This window comes from Olsenella profusa F0195 (assembly GCF_000468755.1).
In the GTDB taxonomy this organism is placed as follows: Bacteria; Actinomycetota; Coriobacteriia; order Coriobacteriales; family Atopobiaceae; genus Olsenella_F; species Olsenella_F profusa.
Genome location: NZ_AWEZ01000045.1, coordinates 61732 through 75661, shown reverse-complemented (window position 1 = coordinate 75661; position 13930 = coordinate 61732). Strand labels below are relative to the sequence as shown.

Sequence of the window (13930 nt, the reverse complement as noted above, 5' to 3'; positions counted from 1 at the left end):
GAACGTCCGTTCTATGGTAGCACAGCCGGCACTCAGTTCTCGGAGAAGGGATAGCGCCAGCCGGGATGGTCGTCGGTGCGACCGTCGTGCTCCGTCTCCCCCAGCTCCCGCTGGGTCACGCTGATGTCAAGGCCCTGCGCCTGCGCGAAGTCGCGCAGCAGCGAAAGGGCCTCGGACATCTGGCGCGCGACGTCCTCCCGCGCCCCCTGCCCCAGGGGGGTGGCCCCATCAGGTGGCGTCTGGGCATCGGTCGCATCCTCCTGCTGCCGCGATCGGTCAAGGTGCCGCTCGACCAGGTCCGAGAGTGTTGCCTGCAGCTCCCCCGGATGCGCGTGGGCGCCGTCACGCCAGGTCATGCCCGTGGGAAGCGCCGCCTCCCTGAGGGTGAGCGCGCCCGTGGCGAGCGTATGCGGCATCACGAGACACAGGCCATTGGCGTCATCCAGGGCATCGAGCACATCAAGCACGAACTCGCGCGAGAACCCCGTGACGTCGATGACGTCCGCTATGGGCCGGGCGTTCTCGAGGTACTCGGCCAGCACGCGGTCAATGGCGCTCAGGCGCTCCTCGCGTTCCTGCGCACCGCGAACCGCATGTCCCCACGGATCGGGAAGATCCGCGGGCATGAGCGTCACATGCGGAATGACCGGGGAGATGGTGTTTCTGAAGTGCGCCAACGTCAGGAGGTCGGAGCGATACACGTCATACAGCGGGACCACGAAGGCCGCCGTCGCCTGGCGGGCATCGAGCCCCAGGGCGAGCGCCGTCTTGTCCTGAGATGAGAGCACGACGCCATCCAGCTCCGCTGCCCACGCGGCAAGCTGCGCCTCCACCTGGGAGGACTCGAGGACGTCCTCCGCGGACGCCCCGTGCGTGCGGGCATGCTCGGAGCGGCGGCTATCCACACGCAGGCGGGTCACCAGGTTGTCGGAGGCCCGCTGTCCCGCCGCATCCGCCGCACAGAGCAGCGCGTGCACGTGCGTGGGACCGAGGGCATCCGAGGCAAGTATGGCCAGCACCTGCGAGGACAGGGTCCCATCGAGCGCCAGCACCACCTCGGGGGCGGCGCCCGCGCGAGCGGTGAGCCCCTTGATACCCAAGGTGAGCAGCTGCCAGAGAAAGAGCCGCTCGTCAAGGACGGGGCGCTCCGGACGCGTGTCAGGGACGGCCGCACCCTCCTCGAGGGGCGCAACGAGCAGATGCTCCTCGAAGGCGGGCGCCACGGCCACGAGCCCGTCCGTCGGCGACAGCACAAAACTCCCGCCGCATGAGACCGACTCGCCGCTCACGCCCAGTGACGCCACGCCCACGACCCAGCTTCCGAGGTTGGCCGCGTCGTCCGCATAGCTGTTCTCCTCCAGGGCGGCACCCAGCAGGCTCATGGGATCGTCCATGCTCGCCCCCTCGGAGTCGAGCAGCACCACGACGTCCGCCGATGTACCCGCATAGACGATGGCATCATACTCGTCGAGGGTGCAGGCAAACTGGAACGTTCTCCCCCCATAGGACAGCACGCGCGAGCCTGGCGCGACAGGCCGCTCGGGGGTCTCCCCCATCTGGAAGCCATCGACTTCCATGTTGAGCAGGCGGACCCTGCCGTCCGCCACCAGGGCGACATCGGCAAAGAGCGAATCCTCAAGCCCCAGGTAGACCGGTATGACACAGGGACAGGAAACGCGTTCGGAGAGGCCGCAGAGACAGCGGAAGACATCGACGTCAAAGTCCTGCTGGTCGCTCGGCCGCACGCCCTGGAAACCCGTCAGGGCGCCTGCCGAGAACAGGAGCAGGTCGACACCCTGCATCGCCGCAGCGCTCGCATAGGAGCAGATGCGCTCCCCTGTGGTCGTGAGGTCACCGGGGCGAGTCTCGATCTGTGCGATGCCGATTCTCATGACGAACCCTTCCTGCTCGTATCGCTTCCCTCAGGATACGCCATACGACCCGGATCGTTGGGGCCAAGGGCCGTACGGCCCCGTCGCCGCATCGGTCCCCGCCCATCCGCAGGCCCACCGCACGCCTGCGTGAGATGGGGCCGCCGGTGTCAGGGGCCAAGGGCACCTGCCGGAGCGAGGGGCACGCCTATGAAAAGGCGGGCACCGGTCGAACCGGTGCCCGCGCACAGACGCTCGCCAAACGCCGTGGCCCTAGGCCCCTGCCTTCCACAGCCCGTGAAGGTTGCAGTGCTCAAAGGCCACAACCTTGGCGTCCGCGGGCACACCCGCAAACGTTGCGACGGGCTCCTCGCCAGGCTCGAGATGGTGGAACGACACGGCCTCGCCGTATGCCAGCGCGATCCACTGGATGAAGTGGGCCTCAAGCATGGGATGCGCGATCTCGCCGACCTTGACGGTCACGGTCTCGCCGGAACGTTCGATGACAGGCACGTGCTTCTCGGTTGCGGCATCGGTGGAGTCAGCGACCAGCTCCTCCATCGGCTCGCCACAACATTCGGGCGTGCAGGTTCCCTCGTTGACCACATAGACCAGATTGCCGCACGTATTGCAGCGATAGAAGGTAGGCTCGGACATGTTGGTTCCTCTCACTCGTCTGTGGCGCGATGGTCCCCACCATCGCATGCCCTCATTATTGCCATCATGTCAATAACATATACGGTCGTCCGGAAACTTATCTAGACCAGCTGTACGTGACCATCATGCCCCATCAGGTCCCTGACCTCAGCGATGAGCACCATGTTGCGCGCGTCCACCTTCACGGGCAGGGCCATGCGCATGGTGCCGCCGCTCGCCCCCTCGACAAGCAACTCGACATGGTCAAACCCGTTATAGCGGGAAAGGATGGACTGCAGCGTCTCGATGCGATCCTGCGAGAGCTGACGTGGCGTCATGCACACCTCCAGGACCTTGGGACGGTTGGCTCTCTCGTTGAGCTCCATGCCCTCGACCGTCGAGGCGATGACCTGTATGCCCCTGTCGCCTCGCTCCAGCTTGCCCGTGACCTTGATGAACACATCCCCCACGCGCTCGCCCGTCTCGAGGTCGACCTCACCCTCCAGGGCGGCGGCGCACTCCTTGTAGGTCTTGGGAAAGACGACGACGGGCACCTCGCCCTCCATGTCCTCGAGCGTGACGATGGCCATCTGGTCACCACGCTTGGTGACCTTCTTGGCGACGCCACCCGTGGGAACCATGCCCGCGAGGCGAATGACCTTGCCATCGGGCACCTGGGGATGCGTGCCCGCCTCACCCGACACGGGATCGACAAAGGGGACGGTCGTATCGAGGTCGGCAATGGTGCAGTCACGCGCCTTGGAGAGGGCGTACTCGAACGGGCGCAGCGGATGGTCGGAGACATAGATGCCGAGCACCTCATGCTCCTGCGCGAGCTTGGTGTGGCGATCCCATTCGTCGTCGTTTGGTTCGGGAACATCATCCTCGAAGCCGGAGCCCGCCACGTCGCCGAACATGTCGAAGAGGGAACTCTGGCCAGCGGCACGATCCCTCTGGCGCTTTGCCGCCGCATCGATGATGTTGGAGGGATCGAGCTTGTCCACGAAGGACATGCACTGCCTGCGTGGGTAGCCGGTGGCATCGAAGGCACCGGCCTTGATGAGCGCCTCCACGACGCGACGGTTTGCCTGGCCACCGTCCACGCGATCGACGAAGTCATGCAGGTTCTTGAAGGGCCCACCCTCGGCGCGCTCGGTCATGATGGCCTCCGCCGGGCCCTCGCCCACGCCGCGGATGCCGGCAAAGCCAAAGCGTATGCCATCGGCCGTCGCCGTGAAGTCCCTGCCGGACTCGTTGATGTCGGGGGGGAGCACCTGGATGCCCTCGTGACGGCATGCGCTCACGTAGTGGACGATCTTGTCCGTCTTGCCCATGTAGGACGTGAGGACCGAGGCCATGTACTCGCGCGGGAAGTAGGCCTTGAGCCAGGCCGTCTGCATGACGAGGATGGCGTAGCCCGCCGAGTGGCTCTTGTTGAAGGCGTAGGAGGCGAACTCAAGGACGTTGTCCCAAAGCTCCTGGGCGACTTCGCGCCGGTAGCCATTGGTGACGGCACCGTTCATCCAGTGGTCGTAGATGGTCTCGTCCGCACCGTTGCCCTCCCAGTGGAAGACCTCACCTGTCAGCATCTTGATCTTCTTCTTGGCCACGGGCTTGCGCATGCGGGAGTCTGACTCGCCCGGCGTGAAGCCACTCATCTTGACCGAGATCTGCATGACCTGCTCCTGGTAGACCATGGTGCCGTAGGTCTCCTCCAGGATGGGGCGCAGTCGCTCGTCGTAGTACGAGATCCTCTCTTGGCCATGCATGCGCTTGATGTAGCTGTCCACCATGCCGGCGCCCAAGGGGCCTGGGCGATAGAGGGCGATGAGGGCCACGATCTGCTTGTATTCCGTGGGCTGCATGTTCTTGATGGTGGCCGTCATGCCGTCGGACTCCACTTGGAACACGCCCGCCGTGTGGCCGCAGCCCAGCAGCTCGTAGATCTTGGGGTCTGCGAAGTCGATCTTGTCCACGTCGATGTCCACGCAGGTGACATCGGGTTTGAGACAGGCCCTGACGGCCCTTGGCATGGCCTCGATGTCGGCTGCGGCGGGATGGCTGTGGCGGATGTTGGCCAGCGCCTTGTCGATGACGGTGAGGGTGCGCAGACCCAGGAAGTCCATCTTGAGCAGGCCCATGTCGGCCACCGAGTGGCCCTCGTACTGCGTGATGGTGACGTTGCCCTTGGTGTCGAGCTTGGTGGGCACGTGGTCGGTGACGGGCGTGGGGGCGATGAGCGTGGCGCAGGCGTGCACGCCCTCGCCGCGCGTCAGTCCCTCGATGGAGAGGGCCGCATCGATGATGTGGTGCGCATCGGGGTCCTTGTCGTAGGCGTCCTCAAAGTCGGGCGAATACTGGTCGGGCCTCTTCTCGTTCTTGTGCAGGGCATTCCCAAGCGCCAGCTTGGGGTCGTTCGAGAGCATCTTGGAGAGGCGCTGCCCCACGTAGACGGGCTGGCCCAGCACGCGGGCGGCATCGTTGATGGCCTGCTTGGCCTTGATGGTGGAGTAGGTGATGACCTTGCAGACGTGGTCCTCGCCGTAGACGTCGCGCACGTGCTGCAGGACGTCCTGCAGGTGCTCGTCATCGAAGTCCATGTCGATGTCGGGCATCTCGGAGCGCTGCGGCGAGAGGAAGCGTTCGAACATGAGGTTGTTCTCGAGCGGGTCGAAGCTCGTGATGTTCATGGCATAGGCCACGATGGCCCCTGCCGCCGAGCCGCGGCCTGGCCCCACGCCGATGCCGTTGTCCTTGGCCCACTGGACGTAGTCCTGCACGATGAGGAAGTAGTTGGCAAAGCCCTTGTCGCAGATGACCTTGTACTCGTACTCGAAGCGCTCCTGCACGTTGATGCCGTTGATGACCACATTGCGCCAGTCGTTGCCATAGCGCCTTGCCAGGCCTCTCTCGCACTCCGTCCGGAAGCGTTCCTCTGCCGTCTCACCGGACTTGAGCCCTGGGAAGTTCGGCAGGTACATGCTGGACCAGTCAAGCTCAAAGTCGCACTTGTCTGCGATCTCGAGCGTGGTGTCACACGCCTCGGGAATCCAGGAGAAGAGCTCGCGCATCTCCTGTTCGCTCTTCATGTAGAATTCGCTGCCCTCCATGCGCATGCGGTTGGGGTCATCGAGCGTGGTGGCCTTGCCGATACAGGAGAGGATGTCCTGCGTGGGGGCGTCCTCGCGCGTGAGGTAGTGAAAGTCATTGGTGACGACGACCTTGATGTCCAGCTCGCGGGCGATCCTGACGAGGTACTCGTCGAGCTTGCGATCGTCCCAGCCGTTGCGGAAGCTGAGACCGTGGTCCTGTATCTCGATGTAGAAGTCATCGCCGTAGATGCCCCTGAAGGCACGCGCCCACTCGCGAGCCTCGTCCACGTTGCCCTCGAGGATGCGCTGGGGGATGATGCCCTGCACGCAGGCGCTCTGGCAGATGACGCCCTCGCTGTAACGCCTGAGCATGTCGAGCGTGACGCGCGGCTTGTAGTAGTACATCTCGTGGCCCGCGGCGATGGACATGCACCTGAGCAGGTTGGCATAGCCCGTCTCGTTCTTGGCGAGCAGGATGAGGTGGTAGCGACGCTGCTTGGTGCCGCGCTCGATGCAGTCGTCCGTGATGAAGTAGGCCTCGCAGCCGAAGATGGGCTTGATGCGCAGCGGGGCACGATGGGCCTGAACGGCGGAGAGGTCGTGGTCGGACCCCTCCCACGCCCGGACGTCCCCCTCCCATTGGGCATGCGCGCACTGCCAGGGCTCCGCATCGGGACGGTCGGGCTCGGGTTCGTCCAGGTCCCAGCCCTTCTTGAAGCACTCCACATCGTGGCGCCACTGCACCATGGCGGGGGCGTCGTCGTTGTAGTGGCGGCACTCGAGGTCGAGGTTGGGGATGCCAAACATGTAGCCGTGATCCGTGAGGGCGACGGCGGGCATCTTGAGGTCCACCGCACGCTTGACCATGTCGGGAATGCGCGTGGCGCCATCGAGGATCGAGAAGTCCGAGTGATTGTGGAGATGGACGAATGCCATGCGCGCTGCCTCCGGGAAAGCCGAACACCGTCAGGACAGATGATAGCCGAACGCCCCGACCGAATCTGCCGGCATCGCCCCACGCATAGCTGCGGATTCACAGATATCCCCAGCTAAACCGCATTTCGAGGAACGCACGTTCCCATACGACGTCCATCTCGTGCCGGGCCGACCGCCGCGGATGCGAGCGCACGGGCAGGAGGCCCCACTCCGTGGCTAGCCGCCGGTCTGCCCGATCCTCGGCTGGTGCTTTCCATCGAACGCATAGCGCACGACCACCGGCTCGCCGGGAGTGCCCCCCAGCTCGCCCGCATCGAGCTCGACGCAGCAGAAGGCGCACGTCACGCGCTCCATGCCGCACTGCATGAGCACGTAGGCATAGAAGTTGGCCTGCATGCGATGGCGCGCCTCGATCTCTGCGAGCGTGAGAGCGCGATCGCCCGTCTTGTAGTCCACCACGAGCGCATCGGGGGCGTCGGGGTCGGTGGCCAGAAGGTCGATGGCCCCCTCCACATAATCGCCGAACGAGGAGTCAACGGCCAGGAAGAACGGCACCTCGGCACGCACGAGGCCGTGGCGGCGCACCTCGCGTCGCAGCGAGGAGGCACACCAACGGGCAAGGGCCGCATCCAGGCGCGCCCCCGCACGCTCGGAGAGGTGCCAGAGGCGCTTGTTCGCGGCGACACGCTCCGCGCAGGGGACGTCCGCCCCACACTCCACAAGCGACTGCGCGAGTTCGTGGAAGGCGGAGCCCAGGTTGGTGGCCTTGTCCGCATCGTCCGGCGCGGGCGCGCCCTCGTCCTGGGCCGCGCGCCCCACCCACACGGAGGGGGCGGGCGCACCGTCGTCCATGAGCGCATGGGCCGAGGAGTAGCTGAACACCCCCTCACGCGGCGTCCACAGGGTCGTTGCGGGCAGGGCGGCATCGGGCTCGACCCCAAAGAACGTGAAGGCGCGCGCCTCGGGCACATCGTTCGCGGAGCATTCCGTGCCCGACATCCCCCCCTCCGGCAGGGACAGCGTACCGGCGGAATCGACCACGGGACCACCGGTCGCCTTCGTGACCTCGACGCGGCGCACGGACGCCGCGGCCTTTCCCCCAAAGTCGAGGGAGGACCGTCCCACCCCAGGCAGCGCGCCTCCATAGAGGGCGTCCAGGAGGCCCCCCGCCAGCGTGGGTGCCAGTCCCCTCTTGGTGACGTTGCAGTAGACGCCCACGATCAGAGCCTCACGAGCCCTCGTGAGCGCGACGTACAGCAGGCGTGTCCTCTCCGCCTCCTCCTCGTCCCTCGAGCGCCCCCGCAGGCAGGAGAACCACTCCCCCAACGTGCGGGGGTCATCGCAGGCAGACGCCGCGGACTGCCGAGGCATGCCCTTGGGCATGAGCACCATGGGACACGTGCCCACATCGCCTGGGCCGTCCATCATGACGCGCGAGCGCATCCTAGGATTGTCCCAGCACTCCGCCACGGCCACGATGGGGAACTCGAGGCCCTTGGAGGCATGGATGGTCATGACGCGCACGGCCGTGGTCTCCCCGCCCGAAAGCGACGCCGGGGGGACCTTTGCCAGCGCGAGCCAGCGGTCAAACTCCAGAGCCGCCCGTGCCGGCCCCAGGCCAAGGTCTTCCGTGAGCTCGCGCACGTAGCGGACGGCCGCGAGCACGTTCGCCTCGCGCGACCTCCCCGCCGCACCCGCCCGCTCCAGGCGGGAGAGCCATCCCGACCCGCGGATGACCCGCAGGCACACGTCCGCGACCGGCAGCGCGGAGAGGAGTCGGCACGCCTCGCAGAGCACCTCGTGGGCGCGGGAGAGGCGCCTGGAGGGCCTGTCCCCATGGAAGAAGACCATGTCACGCAGGCCGACGTCGATGGGTCGCTTGGTCGGTGCGTCAAGAACGGCCTGCGGGCGCGTGCCCAGCTGCACGAAGTCGTTGGCGTCGAGCTCGAACATCTCCGAGGACAGCAGCGGGAACAGACCCGTCTGGGTATCCCGCGGGTTCGCCAGGGCATGCAGGAGCGCCGCGACCACCCTGACCTCAGGGGCATCCGTGAACGTCGAGCCCCCCGTGACGATGCACTCGAGGCCACGCGCCCGAATGGCGTCTATGTAGAGCTCGGCATGCGATGTGGTACCCAGGAGGAGCGCCATGTCCCCCGGCCGCTCGCCTACCTGCCGGTAGCGCGCGAGACGATCGGCGATGCCCAGGGCAAGCACACGACGCCGGTCGGCCAGCGCGGCGGTACCACTCGCAATCTCGATGCTCACGCGCGGAATGTCCGGGCAGCGATACCCATCCGGACGCCCGGGATCGGCATCGAGGTGCATGAAGCCCCCCAGCAGGCCTCGGGCTCCCCCACAGACCCTGTCGACAAACGAGAGCACATCCGCATGGCTGCGATAGTTGGTCGAAAGGCGTATGTGCTCGCGGGAAGGCAGCGCCTCCCCACGACCCCTGAACACACTCACGTCCGCCCCACGGAAGCGGTAGATGGACTGCTGGGCATCGCCCACGGTGGCGAGGTGCCGGGCGCCCTTCCCCGCAAGCATGGTTATGAGCTCAAGCTGCTGGGCGTCGGTGTCCTGGAACTCGTCCACCATCACGAGGTGGAAGCGGCCCTCATAGTCTCGCGCCACCTCGGGAGACGACGTCACCGCGCGCAGGGCCAGGGTGACGAGGTCATCGTCATCAAGCAGCGAGGCCTCGCGCTTGGCCTGCGCATAGCGCTCGTCCGCCGCACGGGCAAGCCCGATGAGCTCCTTGGCGACAGGACGCATGTCCATCAGCGCGAGCTCGAGCCTGGCGCGGGCGAGGTCGGCCCTGGCGGCGGACAGGGCCTCCTTGATGCAGGTGGGCCGACCCTTGGGCATGCTCACCCGCTCGAGAACGCGGCGTGCCTCCTCTGCCGTGCGCCTGCCGGGCGGCAGCCGGGCGAAGGCGTCCAAGGCCTCAAGGGAGGGCCCTATGACCGCGCGGGCCTTGTCCGTGAGCCCGTCGGCCACCAGGGTCCCATAGCTCGCACGGAGGGAGCCCATGAGCTCGTCGACATCGGCGGCGGGCGGCACCGTCAGCGCATCGTAGCCACACCTCCGAGCCGCCTGCATGATGTCGTCCACCATGCCGAGGACGCCGGAGTCGCCGCGTGGCCCCTGTACGCCGAAGTCGAACTGGTCGAAGGCGGCTGCCAGCGCCGCGCTCTCGTTGGCGCCGCGATGGGCCTCGCCCACCACGTCCCAGAGCGCCCGACGGCGCAGCTCGTCCGCCGCGGTCGTGGACGCCATGGAGAAGCCGGGGTCGAGCCCCAGGTCGAGCGCATGGCGCTTGAGGATGCGCGAGCACATGCCATGAATGGTGCTGATCCAGGCGGAGTCCACCGAGAGGGCCGCCTCCCGCAGGCCCAACGCACGCAGGCTGGAGCGTACGCGCTCCCTGATCTCACGCGCAGCGGCACGCGTGAACGTGATGACGAGCACCTGCGAGAGATCGTCCAGGAAGGGCCTGCCGTCTGGCCCGGACCCCTCCGAGAGCGCCCACGCTATGCGCTGCGTGAGCGTGAACGTCTTGCCCGAACCGGCACCCGCCTCGACGAAGAGAGGCTCGTCCAGCGTGGTGACGATGGACCGTTGGCCATCGTTGAGGCCCGAGAGGTCAAGGCCACTCATGAGCTCAGCCTCCTCTCGCAGTTCATCACCGGACAGTACTCGCAGGCATACCGGTCCCTGGGCCGCGCCTCGATCCTTCCCTCGAGCAGCTCCTGCACCTTTGCCCCGATGAGCTCCTCGGTGGCGTCAAGCAGGCCATCCATGCCCCGGGCCTCCCCCGCCCGGAAGGTCGCCCCCTCCGGCACCGCCATACGCGCAAGCGCCTTGGCTCCGGGCAGGTGGGGGCCAAAGACCCTCTCGCACGCATCCTCGCGCACGGCCCCCGCGATCGCATGGTCCCCCCTGGTGGCCAGATAGACGGTACCCACCACCTTGAGGTCGGAATGACGGCGACGCACGACCTGGCCATAGATGAGCGACTGCACCCTGCGGGGAAGCTCGAGCGTGCCATCCTTTGCGGGGCCCTCCTTGGGAAAGGCGGCGTACTCGTCCCCGAACGTGGCAGGGCTCTTGTGCTTGTAGTCGATCACCACCGCCTGGCCATGGGCATCCACGTCCACGCGGTCGATGGTGCCGCTGAGGTAGGCTCCCGCATATTCCACAAGGTCGTTCCCTCGGCCGAAGTCCCACTCGAAGTGGCGCGGCTCGTACCCCACGAAGATCGTGGACTCGTAGTCGAGCAGCGAGAGGAGGTCCTTGTGCAGCGTGGCGAGCATGCCCTCCTCAGGCGCCGTATGCGGCACAAACGACTGCGGGCGCTTGCGCTTTCCCTCACGGATGCCCTGATGGCGCAGGTGCGCCGCGAACTCCTCGTCCAGCACCTCGCGGGCACGTCCGAGCATAAGGGCATCGTGGTCGCTCACCCGCGATCCCGGCACCCTGAGCTCCGGATGGGCGGCGACATCGGGCAGGGGCTCGCCCGCCGCGGCAAGGGCCTCGAGGGCGTCGTCGAGCAGCGCACGATGCGTGACCTCCAGCACGCGATGTGCAAAGACGCCCATCTCCAGGGCGCCAAGGCCCGCATCGACCGTCCCCAGCCTCAGGCGACGGAGGCTGAACCACTTGTAGGGGCACTCGAGGTACGACTCGAGCTGCGAGGCGGAGAGCTGCGGCTTGCCATCGACCAGCCCCACGAGACTCCCCTCCTGGGGCACGACGATGAACGGCCGCTTGGAGGGATCGATCCGCCCGGCGGGGGCGACCTGCTCCACCCCCTGCGGCGCAGGCGCACCGCAGGGTGAGACGTTCTCCGCGGCGCCCAGCTCGTCACGGGTCTCCACAGGCAGTGCCCCTCGGGCGTCCTGCCCATAGCAGGCGAGCAGCTCGGTGAGCATCACGGAGGGGTATGCCTGCCTGGCGTCCGCGTCATTTGTGACGAACTCGAGCGCGAACTGCCGCGTGGGTGCGGCGAGCGTGGCGGTAAAGCGGGCGCGCGACAGGTCCATGGGGCTCAGGGGCGGTTCGACGCCCAGCGTCTCGAGGAGCGCCGTCAGGACGTCGTCCCCGGTGCCGACGGGAGCCTCCTCGGATGTCTGGCCACAGCAGACGAGCGCGTCGACGGAGCCGGGGTCAAGGCGCGCCGCCGCGGGGGCATCCATCACATCCACGACGCACGATGCGCCGGGCACGACGACCTGCGGCCTGACCCGAAGGGGCCGGGCCTCGAGCGCACGGCAGCAGACGTCCACGAGCGTCTCGAGGCCGACGTCCCCCTCGGCCGCCGGACCGGCCATGATGCCCAGCTCCCTGAGGGTACCGGCCACATCCAGCACGGCCGTCAGGACGCCCGTCGCCTCGGCCTCCGCAAGGGCACCCGGGCCGTCGGGCACCGTCGCCGCCGCATCGGACGTGGCCCTGTCGCCAGCGCCACAGGGTGCGAGCAGCTTGGAGGCCATGGAACCCACACGGCCCCGTAGCAGCTCGCGTGTGGCATGGGCGACGGTGGCGGAGGTCAGCTTCCCGTTCTGCAGCTGGCCAAGGACATCGGCGGGCGTGAGCAGGCGATCCCTGCGCCACGAGGCGTCGAGCCGGTACGCCCTGCCCACGGGGACGCGGGAGACGCCCGAGAGCAGAAAGTCGATGAGGTTCGAGGGGGGCCACCACTCCATGCTGCCCAAGCGGACGAGCGTGCCCTCCTCCACGCGCTCGGGCGCCGGCCATGTGGCGTCAAGCGCGGCGAGACGGGCGACGCCTCGCATGAATCCGGTCAGCGCGCGTCCCGCCTCCGTCTGGCCACAGGGCCGCACAAGCCGAGCGCGCGCCGAGATGCCCCGCGCCTGGAGCTTGGGAGCCAGCTCCCGCCAGGCGCGCGCCGTGTCGGGCGCGCTCACGGCGATCCGCGCGGCACCCGCGCGGGCGAGCGCGGCACAGTGACGCGCGACGAGCTCGGCCTCCGCCGTTGGGCCCGCCGCCTCGAGCAGCGTGACCGCACCGGTGGGCCCCACACCGCCCTCCCCGCCAGAGAACAGCGACCGCAGCACGCCTGTCAGCTCGTCCGCACGACGAGGATGCCACCCGGCGGCACACCTGCGCTCAGACACCTCCACGCCCCGCGAGCGCGCCGACGCCACGAGGTCGGCCAGGACCGTGTCGCCAGCGGCATCCACCTGGGAACCGTAGGCTCTCACCTGCAGGTGCACGGCCGTCAGCCGAGCAAGGCCGGCCAAGAGCTCGCGCTCTGCGCGCGGCAGCATGGCCATGCCCACCGCCACGATGGGGGGGACCGCAACGCCCTGCCGTACAAGCGTGTCGGGAAGGCTGGCCATGACCTCACCTTCCTCGACGAGGCCCTGCTCGCGCGCGCGGGTGGCATAGGTGCCCACCAGACGAATGACGCTCCGCTCCGCCTCGGTGCAGCGCTCGAGGGCGTCCGTGTGGGTGGCGGCGCGCGCGCCCATGGGAAGCCAGGGGAGCGCCCGCCGCGCAAGGTCCTGCATCAGATGCCCGGTGCCGGGGTTTGCCTCCACGCCACCCCGCTCCTCAGGGGTTGCCTGCGCAAGCACCTGGCCCACAAGAATGGCACGGGCGGTACCCTCGATGACCCTGGAACCGTCCCCCCACACCTCCCAGCGCTCACGGGCCCACGCGGAGGGCGTGGCTATGGTGACTCCCAGCGACAGCCCCGCATGCCGGGAGAGCTCGCGCGCGGCGACGAGCTGCGTCGTGAGGTCCGGCACCAGCAGGGTGGCGCGCCCCTGTGTCGCAAGCGCCTCCTTGAGCGTCGCCACCACGGCATCGCTCACCAGACGCTCGTCGGTCGTCCTCACTATGCACAGCGACATGACTCCCCCACCACGGCCTCCCTCGTGAATCCTATGGGCATGGTAGCGCGACCGGGCGACACCGATCAGCCGGCGCGTTCGCCGGATCGCTCCCCCAGGCGTTCCAGCACCAGGCGATAGCCGCCCGAACCGCCGTGGAGGCACTTGTTCACCCGGCTTACCGTCGTGGACGAGGCGCCCGTCTCGCCCGAGACGCTCGCGTAGGAGGCGCCCCGCGCCAGCAGCGTCGCGACCTCGAGGCGCTGCGCGAGGTCATCGACCTCACGCGTGGTGCACAGGTCGCTCAGCAGGCTGCGCGCCGCGCCCTCGCTGTCCAGCGAGCACAGTGCGCGGCACAGGCGGACGAGGTTCCTCTCCCTGTTGCTTTGATGATGCTTTGGCAAGCCCGCTCCTTGCGCCCGGAATGGTCAGCCACACTCTAGCGTAATGGAGCGCGCGATCGATGGGGCGCATCGGGCGACCATCCGACAGCCGGTAGGTATATCGTTGTGACAACACACACGAAGGGAGC

At 67.7% G+C, this 13930-nt stretch carries 6 protein-coding genes; all 6 read right to left on the bottom strand.

The genetic code is table 11. The features are described from left to right. Window positions 1–32 precede the first annotated feature (32 nt). On the bottom strand, window positions 33–1892 hold the full coding sequence (locus HMPREF1316_RS06045) for a hypothetical protein (protein WP_021726203.1): 1860 nt from the start codon (window positions 1890–1892) through the stop codon (window positions 33–35). A gap of 252 nt (window positions 1893–2144) precedes the next feature. Continuing rightward, a complete protein-coding gene (locus HMPREF1316_RS06040) occupies window positions 2145–2528 on the bottom strand; it encodes a desulfoferrodoxin family protein (RefSeq protein ID WP_021726238.1) in 384 nt (127 codons plus the stop codon). Window positions 2529–2629: 101 nt separating this feature from the next. Then, entirely contained in the window at window positions 2630–6535 is a 3906-nt protein-coding gene (gene dnaE / locus HMPREF1316_RS06035; protein WP_021726129.1) for a DNA polymerase III subunit alpha, read from the bottom strand. A 216-nt stretch (window positions 6536–6751) separates the two neighbouring features. Further along, entirely contained in the window at window positions 6752–10198 is a 3447-nt protein-coding gene (locus HMPREF1316_RS06030; protein ID WP_021726026.1) for a UvrD-helicase domain-containing protein, read from the bottom strand. Further along, window positions 10195–13419, bottom strand: coding sequence for a PD-(D/E)XK nuclease family protein (locus tag HMPREF1316_RS06025; protein WP_021726169.1), 3225 nt, complete (start codon window positions 13417–13419; stop codon window positions 10195–10197). The genes HMPREF1316_RS06030 and HMPREF1316_RS06025 overlap by 4 nt, the downstream gene beginning before the upstream one ends. A gap of 65 nt (window positions 13420–13484) precedes the next feature. Beyond that, a complete protein-coding gene (locus HMPREF1316_RS06020) occupies window positions 13485–13802 on the bottom strand; it encodes a YerC/YecD family TrpR-related protein (RefSeq protein ID WP_021726196.1) in 318 nt (105 codons plus the stop codon). Between the last annotated feature and the right edge of the window lie 128 nt (window positions 13803–13930).

Bases quoted from the DNA above. Each gene is read 5' to 3' on its own strand.
- dnaE (WP_021726129.1), bottom strand. From the start codon at position 6,535: ATGGCATTCGTCCATCTCCACAATCACTCGGACTTCTCGATCCTCGAT.
- HMPREF1316_RS06045 (WP_021726203.1), bottom strand. From the start codon at position 1,892: ATGAGAATCGGCATCGCACAGATCGAGACTCGCCCCGGTGACCTCACG.
- HMPREF1316_RS06025 (WP_021726169.1), bottom strand. From the start codon at position 13,419: ATGTCGCTGTGCATAGTGAGGACGACCGACGAGCGTCTGGTGAGCGAT.
- HMPREF1316_RS06030 (WP_021726026.1), bottom strand. From the start codon at position 10,198: ATGAGTGGCCTTGACCTCTCGGGCCTCAACGATGGCCAACGGTCCATC.
- HMPREF1316_RS06040 (WP_021726238.1), bottom strand. From the start codon at position 2,528: ATGTCCGAGCCTACCTTCTATCGCTGCAATACGTGCGGCAATCTGGTC.